This window comes from Microbulbifer discodermiae (assembly GCF_040742695.1).
Taxonomy (GTDB): Bacteria; Pseudomonadota; Gammaproteobacteria; order Pseudomonadales; family Cellvibrionaceae; genus Microbulbifer.
Window position 1 is genome coordinate 1 of sequence record NZ_JBFLAB010000021.1, and the last position, 17,398, is coordinate 17,398.

Below are 17,398 nucleotides of genomic sequence, written 5' to 3' on the forward strand. Positions count from 1 at the left end.
CCCTGCTGAAGCGAGGTGCTGCGAATCCAGCTTTCCAGGGTCGCTGCATCATGAGCGGTAATTGTAAAAACGTCCGGAGTATCCATGGGGCAAGTATACATGAAATCAAATCACGTAACCTTATTTTCCGCATAGCCCACTAGGTTGCTGCGCAATGCCAGCGCTAAGCACTGAATTTAAGGCTATCTTACATAATTGCGAGGGATTTCAAGGACTCTGTACATAGCTACGGATGCTTTAGATTGGCCGGTTTATAAACAAAGAAAAAGGGGCGCTAAAGCGCCCCTTTAGTTGACGATTGCTGCAAGTTGTCTAGAACTCGTAACTCACGCCAGCCCATGCATAGCGGCCTCTGAAGTCATAGGCGCTGTTCCAGTCGCCGAAGCCGGAGACATCTTCAGGCTCTTCGTCGGTGACATTATCAATACCTGCGGACAAACGCACCGCATCGGTTACAGTCCAACCTGCATTGAGGTCGAGATAGGTTACGGCGTCTATCGGCCGGAATGAACTTTCCCCATCGCTCAGATACCGGATATCAGTACCAACCTGCCAATCGTTGCCGTACCAAGTGGCACTGGCGAGGCCTCGCCAGTCTACATACAGGCCGCTGGTTGTGCCGACGAAGTTGACCAAATCAGTCTCAGTGCCGGATTGTTCATTGAACTCCTCGTACTCCAGCAGGTGCGTGGCCTGAGCACGCAGATCCAGCTGTCCTGCGTTGAAGTAGAAGCTCTTGGACACATCCAGGTCGATACCGCGGGTATCAGTTCGGCCAATGTTCAATTGCGCACCTTCGAGCTGGATAATCTGGTTGCCAGCACCGCGGGTAACAAATTGACAGGCGTCGGCAATCCCCTCCCGATAACAGTCGTCGAGAATACGCTGTAAATCGGGGGAGGTGATGGTATCGTCGATATGAATATCAAAATAATCCAGTGTGACAGACAGATCTTCTACAAAGCCCGGTGTCCACACTATACCCGCAGTGAAGGTTTTGGCTTCTTCTGGTTGGAGATCTTCGTTGCCGCCGATATTGGTCGGTACCTGGTTACCGGCCTGGGTGAACCCAGGATTAACAGCTGAGCAGTTGGCACCCTGACCTTCGCCATTGGCCGGACTGGTATCACAAGGATCGATCAGGAATTCAAAACTTTGAGCCGTACCGCTGAACAGCTCGTAAATGCCAGGTGCACGAAAGGCGGTGGAGTAGCTGGCACGAAAACGCAGATCTTCGATTGGCGCATATACCAGCCCAAACTTCCCGGTGGTTTCGCCGCCAAAAGTGCTGTAGTCAGAGTAGCGCACTGCTACATCTGCTGACAGCTCCTTCGCGAACCTGGCATCCTCAAAGATCGGTAGGTTGAACTCTGCAAACACCTCAGAAACATTGTAATCGCCGCCAGTGGCATCCTGCTGGTTACCAAAAGTATCGCCGCTTTGGGTTTCCGGGCTCGGATTGAACTCTCCGGACTCTTTCCGGTACTCCAAGCCAGTGGCAAAACCCAGTGCGCCGCCCTGGAACTGTATCGACTCAATGTCACCGGACAGGGATGCCCCAACATTGATCAGTTCATATTCGTTGTCTTCGCGGTCGTTGTAGCGGAAGTAATCGATAATCTCGGGGCTTATTCCTCCGGCAAGCTGGACGTCCAACCCTGCCTCGCCACTTAGGACTTCATCCAGTCGAGCCCTGTTATAGGAGTTGCCGATGGAGTTTTCACCCTCATTTCTGCCATAGCTGGCGAATGAGTCCCAGTTCCAGCCATTGGCCAGATCACCACGGAGACCGCCTACGAAGCGGTAGGTATCAGTGGTTTGTTCTGAGTTGCGGGTGCCGCCGGTTACCGGCCGGATACGAAAGTCGTTGAACCCTTCAACCCAACTGTTGCCAGGGAAGGGGTTCACTGCGTCATCAGGATTGCTTCCATTGGCCACCCAGGCATTGAATGCTTCCTGCCATGTACTTTCCAATTGGTTCTGAATCTCGACTGGCAGGTGTTGCTCCGGATTTATGACAAGGCCCGTGCTGGAAAGCATTGGTTGTGCGGCCAATTGCTGGTTGGTGGTTTTGTTGGTGTAACTGAATTCACCGTAGGCCTCAACCGAATCAGTCAGAGAATAATTACCAGACAAGCTGAAACTGGTGCGATCCAGGGCACCGGATAGCCACATAAATTGGCCAATATTGTAGGGCGAATAGGGGTTCAGACTGGTGCCATCGTCACCGACAGAAAAGTTGCCGTAATTGGTAAAAATATTGCCGTTAGGGGCTATAGAGCTAAACAGACTGGCCCACTCGCGGTCGTTATAAGTGATTTCATCCCGTGTGCTATGAGTGATGTTGCCAATTATGTTGCCGCGCTCACCTTCGTTCCCGAACGTAATCGAGAGTTCGCCATTCTCGCCGCCACCCTCTTCAGTAACGCCGCCACGGGCACTTATGCGTACGCCATCATATGAATCTTTCATGACCACATTGATGACACCCGCTACTGCGTCCGAACCATATACCGCGGAAGCACCATCGGTGAGGACTTCGATGCGATCTATCATGTCCACTGGGATATTGTTCATATCCACTGCGGAACTGACACCCGAAGCAGACGACACGAAACGGCGCCCATTGACCAGAACCAGAGTGCGTGCAGAACCCAAATTACGCAGATCGACAAATGCTAGACCCAGGCCGCCGTTGTTGTCGTTCGCATTGATTCCGGCGTTGCCCAGGGAGGGCAATTCGTTCAACAGCTCATCGATGGTGCCGACACCGGACCGTTGAATCGCCTCAGAGTCAACCACTGTGATCGGCCCAGTAGTAGATAGAGGGTCACGTGCGATGCGCGAACCGGTTACTACAACTTCTTCCACAGCAGGTCCAGAAGTAGAGTTTTGAGCCATCACACCGGTAGCGGTCACAGTGCTAAGAGTTGCGACAGCAACGCTCAATTTGGTTTTGATCATACTGCGTCCTTATTAAACTTAAATAAATTTAAATTAAATTGTGCTTATGAAGTATTTATCGCGGATGCGGACTTTAATGCATTAAGGGTAAATAAGGAACTAAACTGACTATATTGCGGTCAACTTACGAACACCAAGCTGGATAAAAATTAAACTAAACGGTCATTTTGCGTTCTTAACTAGGTAGATTTATCCTACTTTTTGTATCTAGCAGTTAATTTTTTACAAAAAAAGGTGAATTTTGTGACAATACATTTATATTGAAGTGAGTGAAGGAGGTGAGGTTAAAAATTGATCTATTTGTCTATTTATTAATCTATTTCTAAGCATCTGCAACAATAAATACAATAGGCCAATACAACTGGCTGTCAGTGGCACAAATCCATTGGGTGTTAGTTACACCTGGGGGCAGGAAGAAAGTATCTATGGGGGCCTTTCGCCTCTGCTCAGTGGAATGGACGTGGTTGTGGGAGGGAATCAGGCAAGGGACTCTTTTACCCCATCGAGAAATAGTTGCACCGCCAGCATCACCAGCACCATGCCCATCAGGCGCTCTACCGCGATTAATCCTCGGCCACCCAGCAGTCGTGCCAGGGGTGCCGAAGCCAGCAGAATAAGTGCCGATACCGTCCAGGCTCCCAGCAGCGCCAGGGTCCATTCGAGCAGCCGCTCCCCCTCGCTGTTGGTCATCAGCATCAGGATTGCCATGGTGGACGGCCCCGCCACCAGGGGCACTGCCAGGGGTACGAAGAAAGGTTCACCCTCCAACCGTTCGCCCATGATGCCCCCTTCGGAGGGGAATACCATGCGGATGGCGATCAGAAACAGAATGATGGCGCCCGCTATACGAATGGCTTCCTGTGAAAGGCCGAGCCAGGCCAGCAGAAACTGCCCGCCATACAGGAAAACCAGCAGCACCAGTAGCGCAAAGATCAGTTCACGCATAATGACGTAGGGCTGGCGCTTGGGGGGGACACTCTTCAGTGCCGCCAGGAATATGGGGATATTGCCCAGCGGATCCATGACGAACAGCAAAGTGAGAAAGGCAGTTAGAGTATCCATTTATCCATCAACTTGAGAAGGTGCCGGCGGTAATGCCCCGGTTTCCTGGCAGGCGAAATTGCGCCCCGACCGGTAGTGTTCCAATTTTAACAGACCACAGGGTCCGGCGTGGTGCCGTAAGCTAAGGTTCACCCGCCCCCAGGTGGAGCGAGATCTGGTTGGCCATAAGCGTCAGGCCTGCAGTGTGGAAAGTATTGATGTACCGTGCCCGCTCGGCAGCCTTGACCATAGGTTCCGCCACGCCCAGGGCAATGGTCTTCAGGCTACCTGTCGCTATTCACACTCCCGCTTGCGATATTGGCCCGGCGAGCATCCTGTCACCTGCTTGAACGCCTTGCGAAAGGCGGCCTCGGATTGATAGCCAGCCTGCCCTGCAATATCCGCAATGCTGCGCTGACTGGTCAGCAGAATCTGCTGGGCATCGCGCATACGCCACTGTGTAAGGTATTGCATGGGCGTGATATTGACCAAGTCGCGGAACCGATTGACAAACGCCGTCCTTCCCATGGCAACGGCTTGGGCCAGAGAGTCCAGTGTCCAGGGTTGCTGCGGCTCATTGTGAATCAGGTTGAGGGCCTTGCCGATTTTCGGGTCTGCCAGGGCGCCCAACAGGCCCCGTTGCTCGGCCTGGTGCATTTGCAGGCGTAAAACCTCGATAAACAGCAGGTAGGCCAGGTGATTTGCAGCTGCGAAACAGCCCATTTCCCTTGTCTGAAGTTCGTTGATCAAGAGGCCGACAATGGTACGGATCTGCGGCTGGGAACTCTGAACCCCAAAATCGAGAATCACCGCCGGCGGCATGGCATCCAGTAATGGCCAGGCAATTCGGCTGCTGAACTCAAAGAAACCACAAACCATATTGGCGGAAACCGCCTGGCCCTGGTCGATCGGTTGATTGGCTTTGTCCTCCGGGGGCTCTTTTGACTCGCTGGACACCACATGTTGATGGTCGTAGGGAAACAGCACCAAGTCACCAGCCGTCAGCAGGGTCGGCTCCTGGCCGGGCCGATGCAGCCAGGCCTTGCCCACCGTCAGTAAATGGAAGGGCATCCGACGCGACCCCGAGGTATCGATTGCCCAGTGGCCGCAGAAGTCCCCATGGGCATAGACATCTACCTTCAACCCCAGGCCCTGCAGGATCCTGCTCAGGGCGTCCCTATCATCAAGGTACATAATAGCTCTCGAAATCGTACGATTTGACCGAAAAAGTGAACAAAATAGCATTTTAAGTTCATATGATCCTACTTTATAGTCCACTCTGCAACCTGGTTGCCAACACTGACTATCTGTATTTGGAGGAACTAAGCATGACAATCAGAAAGATCTTTGCCCTGTGTGTCCTGGCTAGCGGCCTATTGATGGCTGCGGTCGGCTATGCCGGCACACCGCAAAAAAACAGCGAAGGCGTGACTGTGATTCATCTTGATGAATACAACGGCTATTTCGAAGCCAAGGAAACCGTCGCTGGTTTGGAGGCTGGTGAGTACGAATTTGTTGTCACCAACAAAGCTAATAAACTGGTAGGATTTCAAATCCAAAACTACAAGACACACGCCCAACTGGACATGTTCCCACTGGAGCCAGGCGAGACACGCAGATCGCGGGTTACCATCACCGAGCAAGGGGTTCGTTTCCGTTGCCCCATCAACCCCACGCCTTGGTATGACCTGGACGTTGTCAAAGCGGCGAAATAATCCTAAAGCATATCTAGGGCCTGTTCACACTAACTGAGATAGCCCTACTGCTACTGGTTTTGTGGCCTGCAAGGCAGGAATTGCGCAGTGTGGTGGGTCCACATAAGCAATTTCTAACGCCGCAGGGCGCGAAACCAGCGGCAGTCCTTCGGGTTGTGCTGGAAAAGACGCCACTCTTCGTTGCTCGTCGCTCATTTGGAAAAACCAAACCGCGCTCCTCTTGCCTCGATTGGCCTCTTTTCTGTCACAACAGGGCCAATTCAGTGGTGTGAACAGGCCCAAGTGCAGATTCAATTCAGAGTATATCGAGATGCCGGTCCGGGTGGCTGGCATCTCGAGAATAATCGGAGGTTCCCTGGTTGCCGGCTACAGGATAGAACCCCCGCAAGAACAGGGTGACAATGCGTCGGGCTGTTGGCTCACATTCCCGCAACTGGAGGCTGTAAAGAGGGTGAATTAATATGAAACCCTATTTTTAGAAGTACTACAAAGTCTTTTTTCCCGATAGGGATCGCCAGGAATTTTTTCAATCAATTCAATTTTTCTGGTCCAAAACTTCCAGCTTCCCACATTAATTTATTTCAGGTTCCCAGTTTAAATAGCTTTTGCTTCACCATTTTCCAGCAACCTGAAATACTGCCCGTTTTTGATCAGTAGACCTTCGCTTTTCCGGATGGGGAAACTGACTACATAGTCCTTTGGATGTTTTACATCAATTGCCAGAACCTTGTTCTTGTATAAGGCTGTGACTTTGCTTTGCAGTGTATGGCCAACGACCACCGCATTGGCGCCTACGGCTTCCAAACCCTGCTCAATCTCCCGCTGTGATAAGTCGTCCTTAAAGTAACCTCGATACCAGGCTGGCCCGGTTGTGCTGGATCTCAAAAAAGATTCCATAGTCTCAACAACTGGCGTGTAATATAGATCTCTATAACTTTCGCGGACAAGGTTATTGATTTCCTGCAGGGAAAGATCGAATTCCGCTAAACGGGGATGAATGCCGCCATGTGTAAAAGCAATCCCATTAATCACCTCCAGAACATTTTTTGATGCCATCCAGCGGCCCAAAAATGAGTTTTCATCGAACAGGTGATACTGTTGTTTGCCCAGCATGCCTGCAATATAAAAATATTTTTTATTCGCAGACTGATAATTACCCTGTAGACTTTTTATTTCATGATTTCCGATTATAAAATGTACCTTTCCTCCGGCCAGTTTGGCAGACTGCTCTAACTTATAGATCCCCCAAAGGACTTGGGTTGTGGAGGCGCCGCGATCCACAAAATCGCCGACAAGCACAAGGTGACCCTGGCCAAAAGTCCAGTTTAATTGTTTGTCCGCCACACCGTGAGTCACCAAAAAATTCCTGAAAGCGCTGAAATTGCTTTCAATATCCGATATGGCGACTATAGGCTCGCCGTCATCATAAGTTATTTCTGGGGTTATGATTTCAGGGTCAATAGTGACAATAAATTCACTGGTGTCTAATGGAAATGGAACAGAAAAACTGAGTGATCCATATTCGGTATTAAATGTTTTATCGGTATAAAATCCATTTTCTTTACTGCCTTTTATTCTTTTGGCAAACGGTAGATTGTTTTCATAAAAGACATGGACTTCCCCGTCCAGTTTATAGGCAAGTTTATCTTCAGATAAGTGAGCATCGGCGCCAATATACAGTCCGAATCCAACCGCGCATAGAAATAGTAAGGTAAAGGTAATTCCAAAGTGTTTTAAGTTGGTGATAATAACAGACACAGATTAATTCCTTTTATTGTTGGTTTAAATGTGCATTTTCAATATGCGAGAAATCCTGGAGGTTAAATAGAATGTCGAAAAGCCAATCAAAATAGCAGTGGAAGTCACCCATACAGTGCCTAAATCTTGGGCTGATTGGTCAGCTTGGCTAAATGAGATTATTAAACTGTTGCCATGTTCCGCAATCCAAACGCTAAAAATGGAGGGACTGATTAATTTGACCATTGCGGCTGTAATAAGGGCGATGCTGATGCCAAATCCAACACTGACGATTAAATAGTAGATACTCTTGCTAATCCCTTTCCTGATTCCCGACAGAGGTTTTAACCCTTTTGGAGGAGCAGCACCTGTAGTAACATGCTCTATATATCCTGCTGCCAAATCCCTTGGAGTGCCCAGTCTAGCTAAAATCAATTCAATTTCTGTATTATCAGATTTTTCCTGTAGATCGAGAGAGTCATAGATATGACTTTCGATTTCCCGAACTACTTCCAGGGCTTGAATCTCACTTATTCTGGATAAGTAAATTTCCAATTCGGATAAGTAATCATGTATTAGTTTGTTTCGCGCCATATTATTTCCTTTTATCCTTTAACTCACACTGTTTAAATAGCTTGTTAATATCTTTAACAGATCGTAGCCACCGGCTTTGAAGTCCATCCAGCTTGTCTCGCCCTGCAGCGGATAATCGATAGTATTTGCGTGGTCTGGACTCACCTTCTTGCAGCCAATAGCTTTCAATAACACCTTCACGCTTTAGGCGATCAAGGAGGGGGTACAAGGTTCCTTCGGTAATCTTCATGGTTTCAAATTGATGAAGGCTATGAAGAAGCTGAAGGCCAAACTGGGCTTCGTGGCCAAGCAGAGCCAAGATCACCATTTCCAGTGTCCCCTTACGGAACTGCACATTCCATTTATGTTCGATAGGCTCCAAATTGTATTCCTTCTATGTATTGTCAAGTAATCTTGTACTGCAAGGTTACCTTGTAATGCATTTTGATCTGAAGTGCAAGCAAATTCTGGGTTCATGAAACTTGGCGCCGATCCTACCCATCCCCAATGGGTGCTTTTTAGTCGGCGATCCTTTTGAGCAGGTCTACTTATTGGCATCTATCCGGAAGTGGAGATGTCAAAATAAAGCTTTATGCGTCAAAACATTGATCGATTATCACAAGGTAATAATAAAGAAGGAGTGGATGGCGAGTGGTCGTGGGGTGCAGCGTCTTCGAGCAAATGCTAAACCGCTCCGCGACTTCGGCAATGCTATGGATTAGTTTAGACAGGCTGTTGAAAAATACTTTTTCAACAGCCTGCAGACTTGATCTGACAGTCCGTATTAAGGCATTCGCGATTATGCGTTGACACTTTGTTGGCATTTTGGCGGGATTTTCAAAGAGTAAGGTTAAGGCATAAATCGCTAACCCCTTGATTTTACTGGTACCAGAGGCCGGACTCGAACCGGCACGGGTTTTACCCCAACGGATTTTGAATCCGCCGTAAGTGCGACAAGAGATATTTAATTTATTGATTTATATAGTTTTTCTTCTTGGAAACTGTGCCACATTCTTGTCAGTGTGACCAGTAGTTGACACTCCGAAACTATCTGTGCCATCTAAAAGGGCTGTGAGGTGGTCTAGTGAGGAATCCGCGAGGTGCGCGTAGCGCTCCGTGACGGTTACCGAGCTGTGCCCCAGCCACTCCCGCACTTCATGAATCTTGGCTCCACGTTGGATCAACCGGGAAGCGCAAGTGTGCCGCATGGTGTGGAATGTGACGCCGGTAAGGCCAGCTACTTTCAGAACACGACGGAACCGAGAGTTGAGCTGGTCCGTGTTGAACATGCCGCCCAGTCGATTCTGATCAGCGATTAACCTGGCCGCTGCCAATGCCCGGGCAGTGAGAGGCACACGCCGATGCTTTGGCTTCTCAACCCGTGATTTGGTATCGAGGAAGAGTACGCTGTTTTCACTCACCACATTCGGTTGCATGTTGAGCGCCTCCCCCAGTCGAGCACCCGTGTCGATCAGGAACACCAGCAATGCCCGGATGAGTACCGCGTCCCGTTCGACTAGGATGTCGCAACGGGCGAGCATGCGCTCTTCTTCTTCTGGCGACAGCCAGCGAAGCTTTTTGTTGTTCTCCGGTTGGAGGGGGATGGGCGGTGCGGCTTGAATCTTGCCCAGCTTAGCGGCCTCGTTGAGGGCCTTGGATATAGACGCGAGGCGGCGGTTGATGGTGGCAGGTTTGAGGTCACGCTTGCGCATCAGGCCGACAAACTCAGAGAGCAGCGCATAGTCGATCTCGGCAAGCTTATAGTGTCCCATGTCCGCAGACACCAGTTTCACCACGGAGGCCTTCGACTTCCAACCCTTCTGGTGCTGCCAGTGCTGCGTGTAGCAGTGCTTTAAGGCATCATTGAGGGTCCAGTCTGATAGCCCCCCGCTTTTGTTTGACAAGAAGTCTTGAGCACGCCGCTCGGCTTCGTGCTTGTCTCGGGTGCCCAAGCTCTTCCGTTTCCGCTTCCCGAGCGCATCACGGTAGTCGAGCAACCAGATTCCATTGTCTCTCTGCGTTAGTTTCATACGATCTCCCTTTCTGCACGTAATATTCGCGCCCGACTATTCGCCAGTGCGCTGTGTTTCCCTGGGGTTGTGCCTGTGAATATCAGCGGACATCCAGGCCTATTTAATCGATAGTGCCCCCCGTTAGTGCGGCGGTATGTCCAACCGCGAGAAGCAGCCCACTTGAGCAGCTCCTTAACTTCTCTTTTCTTTGACATTGTGCGTTGGCTTTCATTTTGCGGCCGCCACAATCTCAGTCAGCGCTTTCACACCTTTACGACTTAACTGAACAAATTTGCGGCGACGATCTTCAGGATCTATATGCGTTTCGAGAAGCCCGAGACCTGAACTCTTGCCTCTGCCGTGCTCCCCTAACGAGGCAACCGCCCGGCTAACGCCGGACGTCGAGAGGCCGAGCGCTTCTGCTATTTCGCGACTGTCCGCAGGGCTTTCGTATGCGTCACGAACCGCGACCAAGAGCAGCACCTTCAACTGGTGCAGGCTCATGTCCTCATGTTTTGTGACTTTCCCGATGGTCCCCACTAGATCTAGTAAGTTGTTCAGCTTTTGGCGCTGCTGTGAGTTCACGCTTTGTCTCCATTGAGATTTCTATGTGGCAGAATGGGACACCTATTACCACTGTGTCAAACGTCCCACCTTGAGCATTATGCTCCTGATAGTGCTCGAAGTAAAAGAGGGGGGTTCCCCTCCTCAGTTCTGTATAGATTTGCATAGTTCTTCGCTCTTCAGATGTCGCATACTAGCGACTGACATATACCCCTTATGAGGGGCCGATACTGCGCCGTGTCCATGTTCGAGGGCGGGTCAGGATCCTAATGACCGTCTGTCTGCGGGCACAACGTCGTGATATTTATCACATTATCGGAAAATTCATCCTCCTGCACGTTCTGTATATGGCCGACCACTGATAAAAAATGATGAATTGTGGTAATGCGTTGCGGTCGGCTTGCGTACTTAGAGGAAGGCGGATAGCTGACCTATTCGCAATAACTGTGGTGGCATGACGGACACCCGGTAATGCGCTGGGTAGGGTATCGAGGGCCAAACACTACTGTTAGATCGGCTCGGCAGAATCTGCAACGGCCGTCGGTTGGTGCAAAATCAATGTACTGTCTTGCCTGCAACTTGCGCCGCTCTGCAAGCAGGAAATCTCGAAACTTCTTAAAGGTTGGCAGCATGGCTTACTCCTTTTAGTTGGTGTGTTTAGTCTGCGGGTTGATACTGGCCCATAAAGGCTGAAAATTCGTTATCGGTTTATGCGGACGATCTTTGTCCGCACTTTGGCCAGTGCGAAGATGTCATTAGGCAGAGTTTCGATCTCCTCCGCGGCATCGTGTTGGAAAGTGTCTGGAACCAGTGCGACCAACGCGCCGCCGCTGTATAGCAGCGAGAGGGCGGCGTCTACGTGCTGGCGAACCTTTCTAAATGGTGGGTTCATCAGTACGCCGGAAAAGTTTACACGAGCGCCTTTCGCGTATTCTAAGAAATCGCCGCAGATGATTTCCACAGGTTCACCTTCTAAGCGCCGCAAGAGGGCGCTCTTTAGTGAGCTGTGGCGTTCAATTGCTACGATTTGCTCCGCAGGGTGGCCCTTTTCAAGCAGTGCCGCAACTAACGCACCGGTGCCCGCACTGGGCTCCAGGATTCGACCGGCAGGGATGTCTAGGTACTCCGCCATACGGGACGCAACGAGGGCAGGGGTGATGTGACACTCTGTCGTCGCGTCCACCGCGATAGGCTCGACGTTTGGGAGATCGAGAGCGCCCACTTGGGGCGCCTCCCTACGTCTGACCGGAATAAATGCCGGTTTATTTGGGCGGGTATATACGGAGGCCTTCACGCTACCGCCCCCGCCTTATGCTTGACCGCGTCGCTCTCCGGAATAGCGTGCTTTTTGGAGTCGGTAAGTAGGATTGCAACAAGAGTTGTGCTGCCTCGTTCACTCATTACCATTGCTGTGCGGAACCGGAACTGCCCGCAGGTAGAGAGCCTAACGCCTTTGTAACCATGGGCAATCTTTGCATGTTCGGACTTTGCCATCGGCCGTACTTCGTACTCTATGACCCGTCCGTACATGGCCGCCTCTATGCTCTTAACGTCCAAATTTAACAGGGGTGGCTTGGCTGATCTCTTTTTCTCTGGCACCGTATAGCCCACAGCTTGCATTAGGTCACACCACCCATCATCGCTAAGGGTGATTTCTAAGCCTTCGCCGAGGTGGACAGGCAGCGGGCTTGCACACTTCAAGGTGAAACCGTCCACGGTTCGTGTTGCTTTTGGTGTATCAGCTCCGTGGGTACGTGCAAAGGCCTGCAAAGTCGTTGCTTTTAAATCTCCGTCAAAGCGGGCGACTTCACCCAATCGCGAACGCTCAAAGGCGAGGCGGTTCAAGGTGTGCTGAATGTAGCGGCTGGTTGTTTGGCTATTCAGAATGCGTGCATGGTATGTGAGGCAAAGTTGTAGGGCTTCATCGTGGCTCAATTCTTCGTCGAGCAGGGCGCCACACATGGACCAATTCTTTTCAGTTTTAAACGGTGCGGCGCAGCAGTAACCACTCTTAAACGACATGCCCACGTAATGTTGGACTGTCTCGCGCCAGTTGGCCGGCTCTAGCTCTTCGCGTTTAGCTTCTATTCGCTGCCATAATCCCAGGCACGTGAAAGCGTCATTTAATGTGCGTTGGTGCGTTCGCAGCTCTTTGAGCAGGGTGTCAATGCGGCGAGCGATTACGAAAGGGTCGCTTTTCATATTCGCGAAGCGCTCCACACCCTGTGCTCGGTAGTTCCAATAATGCGCGGTTTCTTGAGCCTTTACCGCCCGCTGACGGTTACGCTCCAATTTTTCTTTGTCTTTGCGTGCCTTTTTCTCGCTGTGATGCCCTATTAGAATCGGCTGGCCCATCGCAAAGCGTTCACTGATGGAAGCAGCGGCGGCGGCAAATCCTCGGGCGTCAGCAGTACGCCTAACTGCTAGGCCTTCTAATCGTTCGGCTTTCATCTGCGCTCGCTCGGCTAGGGTCAGCTCTTCCGGTTCAATCTCACCGGCCAGCTCAACGCACAAGTCTTCACGGGCGGGCGACCACTTAGGGGCAACAAATAGCTCTTGCTTTGGCGCCCATTTAAAGCCTGCTTCTTTGACCCGTGCATATAGCTCATCATCTAGCCGTCTAGCGGGGTAGAGCCGTAGCTTGTTATCCTCAGCTGAATAGGTTGCGGTCATAGTCATAGAATTTACCCTCCTATGGGCATGGTTGGTTTAATCGGGCACCCTCCGGAGAAGGCGCCCTGTTAAATCAACCTTTGATAGCGAGCGCGGCACAGGTGATAGCCACACCCCAAGCAAAAAAGATCATGCGACCAGCCTCCGAACAGGGATTGCCAGAACCCAGCCAGCAGCGATACATAAAGCAAATATTCCCAATATGTCAGCGCTCCCGGTAAGTCAACTAATGGATTTAAAAAAAATTAGGCACGACCACCCAACAGTATCACTCGCTGCTGTTGCTTCAGTACGGATAATTGCTGGTTAGTCCTGAGTATCTCCGTCGGAGTGCCGGCACCCATCAAGCTCATTTCGCAATGGTGAATCTGCCAGCCAATAATCTCGAGAATTTCATCTTTGGAGCAGAGGCCGGCGCGATAGTCCTCAATAGTTAACATGATGTCACCTTTTAAGTGGTTGCGGTTTCGTCCATCGTCAGGACTCTTCAGTGGCAGTGATGCCTGCCAGACCGCGTCAAATTGTTAAAGAACAGCGCCGCTCAGGGGCCGGTAAACTCAGGCGTGTAGCCGTGTTGTTGATGGGCACTATCTGTCATTCTTCCCGGTATGTCAACTAATAATTTTGAGAAGAATTAAAAAATTTCAGGATGGCAGCACTCGGCCAGCCCCATGCAGTCGACATAGAGACAACTGCTAGTGACTATTAGTGGTCTGAGACGGCTGACAAAAAAACAGATAGGTTGGCAGGGGAGCGGAACCGGAGGGGCGGGCAGGGCGGAAGCGGTAGGCGCCCGCAAAAAGGCGGGAATAGGATACTCAATCCCCCGGTAACCCCCACCCAATAAGGGATAGAGCGCGCGGTGTGACATAAAGTGTGACGGGCGGAACCAGGCCCGGCCACTGCAAGGGGCACGGGGGGGCGGCGGGGACGGTATACGTAAAGTCCCGGTCTCGGATTTTTGTATCAAAATATTTGGGGTGGTGCCCGGGGTCGGACTCGAACCGACATGAAGTTGCCTTCGGTGGATTTTGAATCCACTGCGTCTACCAATTTCGCCACCCGGGCCTCGGGAGGGAGGTGCACTTTACACGCTCTCTCCGTGAATCGCAACGGGACCAGAAAGGGGGCTATTCGGCCCTTTCCTGCTGGGCCTTCTTCTGCTCTGTGATCTTGCGGTAAGCATCCTGCTCCCCCAGCTCCCGGCAGGCTTTGCCATAGTACTTGAAGAACAGCACCACCAGGAGGGTGAGCGAGATCCTGAAGCCCCAATCAGGTGGCATCAGGTACAGGGGGGCCAGCAGTAGGCCGATGTATAAGGGAGCCTTCACCCACTTCATGTTGTCTCACCGACAGATTATATGGAGGGGAGGGGGTGGGTATCCCCCTCTGCTACAGTCCACTTCAAGGCCGCAATGCCGTCCCCTGAGAATAAGGTACCACTAACGGGGAGTGGAACTTTAAGTTAACTATAAGTGACCTTTAAGGTATCTGTCATGGGCTTCGCCCCCGTTAGTGGTACTTAATTCCAACGACGGCGGTCGTGTCGCCCTGACAGTGCCCTGCAGTTCTTCTGATGAGCGCGGAGCGCTTCTTCCAGCAGGCGGGCCTTGCGCTTGTCTTCAGCCTTCTTAACGTCCCTTGCGACCGACTGGGTGAAATACCCCACGGCCTCTGCAAGGACGTCGATGCGGTCGTCCTGGGGCAGGGAGCCGCGCTCCCGGGTGAGGAAGGCCAGCTGGTAGAAGCCGTTATACACTCTCGCCCTGTCACCGGCCTCCTTGATGGGAATGGTGTCGAGCTGACGTTCAACGATGGTCTTGTCGACGATCAGCCGGTGCGCATTCAGGACAGGCTCGAGCTTGTCGATGATGCGCGCTTCCTTCTGGCCGGCAACCTTGTACTCCTCCAGGTGGCAGGGGTAGACGTCGTTGAGAACCGGGGAGAAGAGGGCATTGAACATGCCATCTCCATAGTTGCTCTCGACGTGTACGGCGTTGACGCTCTCGGACTTTGCGATCTCGGCAAGGGTCTTGAGCACAGATTCGTCATAGCCGCCCATAAGGCCGCCCCAGCGGCGCAGGAAGAGCATGCCGTGGAGGGACTTCACGGCCGCATAGGCGGTCTCGTCGCGCCCACGACCGGCGGGGTCGATGAACAGTACGCTGCCCTCGAAGTCTGCGAAGGCCTCGGCCACATGCATGGGGGAGAAGAAGCGGTCTCCATTCATGCCGACGTTGGGCATCCCTTCCAGCATCTGTGCCCTGCCGGACGCCCAGACCACTTTGGTGGGTGCTGAGTCCATGGCGACGTCCATGATGATCAGGTCGCGGAGCTTCAGCGGGAAGCGGTTGGCATCGGACAGGGTGGTGTCCAGCATGAACTGCAACAGGAAGCCGGACTTGCCGTATTCCGCCTCGCGCTCCTGAAGATCCTCTTCGGTAAACCGTCGAGGGTCCACGGGGTCGCCTTCAGATGCCTCACCGTTTGTCAGCCGGTCAAGCACCTGTGGTGCCAGGCGGCCGTTGTAGGCATCGATCTGTTCTCTACCGGGGTACCGTGCGGGCCAGATACGGATGTTGTAGCCGCGCTCTTCAAAGCCGTTGTAAATGGTCTGGATGGACTGTGGGGTGCCAAGACCGATCGAGTGACCTCCCGGCACCAGGATGGCGCCGCCCATTTCACGGGCGCGCAGGTCGAGCTTCTCACGCTTGCCTTCGGTGTCCGAGTTGTTGGGGATCTCGATGTCATCAAAGACAATCTTCGTGGCGCGGCCGCCGGTCATCTGACCACCGACACCCACCGCTCGAACGGAAGGGGCCTGTGCGGGACGGGCGGGGCCGACATCAAAGGCCTGCACAGCGTCACGCTGTCCGGCACTGGTGTTGGGTGTCAGCCACTGCAGCAAGTCAATGGTTGCGATGAGCTGCTTGGTGAAGGTGGCGAACTCAATCGCCTTGTATTCGGATGCGGATACCACCATGACTTTTTCGTCAGGGTTTCGCATCAGGCACCACAGTACAAAGGCGGATGTGATCCAGGATTTTCCGACACCGCGGAAGGCCATCACGATGCGCCGTTTAGGTCCGTGTTGCAGGTACTCTGCAATTTCGTACTGAGCCTGGGTTGGCTCGGGCAGTCCAAGTTGTTTCCACAACCAGTATAGAAACACACGAAAGTCATCGTGCATTCGAGCGTGGGTTCTGGTCTTCACCCAACTCGGGTATCTCTTTTTCGCCATAGCATAGATGTGGCTGCGTGAGCCGCTCGGGGTTGGGGGATCGAGGAAGGAGGAATATGATGGGATGGGCCGATCTCACAGCGCCTGAGAAGCGCTTACAGGAGGCCGCCGCTTTTTATTTCCTGGTGTGCATCACCTGGGGCAGCGGTAGTCGAACATGGCCATCATCCGTAAGGGTTCCCCCTGGCGCCGGGCTTGTAGTACTGATTCTTGCGACGGCCGGTGTCCACCTTCAGGTGCTTTGCGGCCATCTGGGTTGAAGTCCAGGGCCGCCACCCCGTTTCCTTCTCGACCGTTGAGGCGATAGGGGATATGGCGGAAAGCTTGTTCTCGACTTTGGCGTGGTGCTTCAGGGGCATCACTGTGAGGTCTTTTAAAAGCTGACACATAGTTAGCCTCCGATCGGGACGACGTTATCGTCAAATGTGGGGAGTTCCTTATCGAGCAGGTCGGTACTGTCACCGGGCGTGATGGCCCGGTCGACGCCGTTGTCTTTGAGGAACTTGTTTACCTGGGCGAACAGGGCGGGTGGAATTCCTTCACCTGCTTCCTTGTAGCGTCGCACTTCAGCCAACAGGGCCGCTGCCTGTGTACCGTGCAGTTCATCGAGCAGGTCTGCAGGTGCGCGTTTACTCATCGCGGGTCTCCTTTTCGAGCCATTTGAGGCGCTCGTTGAGCACCGCAATGGTGGTGTTGGTTTCTTGCAGGGTTTCCATCAGCTCCTTCTGGTCATCCTGTGCCTCTTCGAGGAAGGCGATGCGTTCATCCTGAACACCGTTGTGGTACCAATTCTTGAGGACAGCGCCGCCGCCCCCGATCAGGGCAGCACCAAGTACAGTGGCTGTCATTTTCTCTGTCAGGGAGGTCAGCATGTTTCC

Annotated in this window: 17 protein-coding genes and 1 tRNA gene; 1 reads left to right on the forward strand and 17 read right to left on the reverse strand. The window is 52.3% G+C overall.

Annotated elements, in window-relative coordinates; all coding sequences use genetic code 11:
- Positions 1 to 312: 312 nt before the first annotated feature.
- The 3 genes from AB1S50_RS09460 to AB1S50_RS09470 all read right to left on the reverse strand — a co-directional run bounded on the left by AB1S50_RS09460 (position 313) and on the right by AB1S50_RS09470 (position 5,199).
- Positions 313 to 2,964 (reverse strand): TonB-dependent receptor, encoded by a 2,652-nt coding sequence (locus AB1S50_RS09460; RefSeq protein WP_367150370.1) that lies wholly within the window; start codon positions 2,962 to 2,964, stop codon positions 313 to 315.
- 477 nt (positions 2,965 to 3,441) lie between these two features.
- Positions 3,442 to 4,026, reverse strand: a complete 585-nt coding sequence (locus AB1S50_RS09465) for a MarC family protein (protein WP_367150371.1) — start codon at positions 4,024 to 4,026, stop codon at positions 3,442 to 3,444.
- A gap of 273 nt (positions 4,027 to 4,299) precedes the next feature.
- A complete protein-coding gene (locus AB1S50_RS09470; protein ID WP_367150372.1) occupies positions 4,300 to 5,199 on the reverse strand; it encodes an AraC family transcriptional regulator in 900 nt (299 codons plus the stop codon).
- A gap of 134 nt (positions 5,200 to 5,333) precedes the next feature.
- On the opposite strand from AB1S50_RS09470, the gene AB1S50_RS09475 reads away from it, so the two are divergent.
- Positions 5,334 to 5,720, forward strand: a complete 387-nt coding sequence (locus tag AB1S50_RS09475) for a hypothetical protein (RefSeq protein ID WP_367150373.1) — start codon at positions 5,334 to 5,336, stop codon at positions 5,718 to 5,720.
- A gap of 594 nt (positions 5,721 to 6,314) precedes the next feature.
- On the opposite strand, the gene AB1S50_RS09480 is transcribed toward AB1S50_RS09475, so the two are convergent.
- From AB1S50_RS09480 to AB1S50_RS09545, 14 genes are all read right to left on the reverse strand, one after another.
- The gene (locus AB1S50_RS09480; protein ID WP_367150374.1) at positions 6,315 to 7,478 is read right to left on the reverse strand and encodes a metallophosphoesterase; all 1,164 of its coding nucleotides are present in this window, start codon (positions 7,476 to 7,478) and stop codon (positions 6,315 to 6,317) included.
- Between the two features lie 24 nt (positions 7,479 to 7,502).
- Complete coding sequence (locus AB1S50_RS09485) at positions 7,503 to 8,051, reverse strand: HAAS signaling domain-containing protein (protein WP_367150375.1); 549 nt, start codon at positions 8,049 to 8,051, stop codon at positions 7,503 to 7,505.
- A gap of 1 nt (position 8,052) precedes the next feature.
- The gene (locus AB1S50_RS09490; protein WP_367150376.1) at positions 8,053 to 8,412 is read right to left on the reverse strand and encodes a PadR family transcriptional regulator; all 360 of its coding nucleotides are present in this window, start codon (positions 8,410 to 8,412) and stop codon (positions 8,053 to 8,055) included.
- A 595-nt stretch (positions 8,413 to 9,007) separates the two neighbouring features.
- Positions 9,008 to 10,060 carry a tyrosine-type recombinase/integrase gene (locus AB1S50_RS09495; RefSeq protein WP_367150377.1) on the reverse strand — a complete coding sequence of 351 codons (1,053 nt, stop codon included), beginning with the start codon at positions 10,058 to 10,060 and terminating at the stop codon, positions 9,008 to 9,010.
- 210 nt (positions 10,061 to 10,270) lie between these two features.
- Positions 10,271 to 10,627: a MarR family winged helix-turn-helix transcriptional regulator gene (locus AB1S50_RS09500; protein ID WP_367150378.1), complete on the reverse strand. Its 357-nt coding sequence runs from the start codon at positions 10,625 to 10,627 to the stop codon at positions 10,271 to 10,273.
- A gap of 679 nt (positions 10,628 to 11,306) precedes the next feature.
- A complete protein-coding gene (locus tag AB1S50_RS09505) occupies positions 11,307 to 11,828 on the reverse strand; it encodes a hypothetical protein (RefSeq protein WP_367150379.1) in 522 nt (173 codons plus the stop codon).
- A gap of 68 nt (positions 11,829 to 11,896) precedes the next feature.
- Positions 11,897 to 13,285: a DUF3560 domain-containing protein gene (locus tag AB1S50_RS09510; protein ID WP_367150380.1), complete on the reverse strand. Its 1,389-nt coding sequence runs from the start codon at positions 13,283 to 13,285 to the stop codon at positions 11,897 to 11,899.
- 239 nt (positions 13,286 to 13,524) lie between these two features.
- Entirely contained in the window at positions 13,525 to 13,719 is a 195-nt protein-coding gene (locus AB1S50_RS09515) for a hypothetical protein (RefSeq protein ID WP_367150381.1), read from the reverse strand.
- Positions 13,720 to 14,260: 541 nt separating this feature from the next.
- Positions 14,261 to 14,347 (reverse strand) — tRNA-Leu (locus AB1S50_RS09520).
- Between the two features lie 62 nt (positions 14,348 to 14,409).
- Positions 14,410 to 14,619, reverse strand: a complete 210-nt coding sequence (locus AB1S50_RS09525) for a hypothetical protein (RefSeq protein WP_367150382.1) — start codon at positions 14,617 to 14,619, stop codon at positions 14,410 to 14,412.
- A 182-nt stretch (positions 14,620 to 14,801) separates the two neighbouring features.
- On the reverse strand, positions 14,802 to 16,469 hold the full coding sequence (gene terL / locus AB1S50_RS09530; RefSeq protein ID WP_367150383.1) for a phage terminase large subunit: 1,668 nt from the start codon (positions 16,467 to 16,469) through the stop codon (positions 14,802 to 14,804).
- Positions 16,470 to 16,684: 215 nt separating this feature from the next.
- Positions 16,685 to 16,909, reverse strand: coding sequence for a hypothetical protein (locus AB1S50_RS09535; RefSeq protein ID WP_367150384.1), 225 nt, complete (start codon positions 16,907 to 16,909; stop codon positions 16,685 to 16,687).
- 2 nt (positions 16,910 to 16,911) lie between these two features.
- Positions 16,912 to 17,157, reverse strand: coding sequence for a hypothetical protein (locus AB1S50_RS09540; RefSeq protein ID WP_367150385.1), 246 nt, complete (start codon positions 17,155 to 17,157; stop codon positions 16,912 to 16,914).
- Complete coding sequence (locus tag AB1S50_RS09545; RefSeq protein WP_367150387.1) at positions 17,150 to 17,392, reverse strand: hypothetical protein; 243 nt, start codon at positions 17,390 to 17,392, stop codon at positions 17,150 to 17,152. The genes AB1S50_RS09540 and AB1S50_RS09545 overlap by 8 nt, the downstream gene beginning before the upstream one ends.
- Between the last annotated feature and the right edge of the window lie 6 nt (positions 17,393 to 17,398).

What these genes read in the sequence shown, in the direction of transcription:
- AB1S50_RS09460 (WP_367150370.1), bottom strand. Translation starts at nt 2,964, where the DNA reads ATGATCAAAACCAAATTGAGCGTTGCTGTCGCAACTCTTAGCACTGTG.
- AB1S50_RS09510 (WP_367150380.1), bottom strand. Translation starts at nt 13,285, where the DNA reads ATGACTATGACCGCAACCTATTCAGCTGAGGATAACAAGCTACGGCTC.
- terL (WP_367150383.1), bottom strand. Translation starts at nt 16,469, where the DNA reads ATGCACGATGACTTTCGTGTGTTTCTATACTGGTTGTGGAAACAACTT.
- AB1S50_RS09525 (WP_367150382.1), bottom strand. Translation starts at nt 14,619, where the DNA reads ATGAAGTGGGTGAAGGCTCCCTTATACATCGGCCTACTGCTGGCCCCC.
- AB1S50_RS09545 (WP_367150387.1), bottom strand. Translation starts at nt 17,392, where the DNA reads ATGCTGACCTCCCTGACAGAGAAAATGACAGCCACTGTACTTGGTGCT.
- AB1S50_RS09485 (WP_367150375.1), bottom strand. Translation starts at nt 8,051, where the DNA reads ATGGCGCGAAACAAACTAATACATGATTACTTATCCGAATTGGAAATT.
- AB1S50_RS09540 (WP_367150385.1), bottom strand. Translation starts at nt 17,157, where the DNA reads ATGAGTAAACGCGCACCTGCAGACCTGCTCGATGAACTGCACGGTACA.
- AB1S50_RS09470 (WP_367150372.1), bottom strand. Translation starts at nt 5,199, where the DNA reads ATGTACCTTGATGATAGGGACGCCCTGAGCAGGATCCTGCAGGGCCTG.
- AB1S50_RS09495 (WP_367150377.1), bottom strand. Translation starts at nt 10,060, where the DNA reads ATGAAACTAACGCAGAGAGACAATGGAATCTGGTTGCTCGACTACCGT.
- AB1S50_RS09475 (WP_367150373.1), top strand. Translation starts at nt 5,334, where the DNA reads ATGACAATCAGAAAGATCTTTGCCCTGTGTGTCCTGGCTAGCGGCCTA.
- AB1S50_RS09535 (WP_367150384.1), bottom strand. Translation starts at nt 16,909, where the DNA reads ATGTGTCAGCTTTTAAAAGACCTCACAGTGATGCCCCTGAAGCACCAC.
- AB1S50_RS09465 (WP_367150371.1), bottom strand. Translation starts at nt 4,026, where the DNA reads ATGGATACTCTAACTGCCTTTCTCACTTTGCTGTTCGTCATGGATCCG.
- AB1S50_RS09515 (WP_367150381.1), bottom strand. Translation starts at nt 13,719, where the DNA reads ATGTTAACTATTGAGGACTATCGCGCCGGCCTCTGCTCCAAAGATGAA.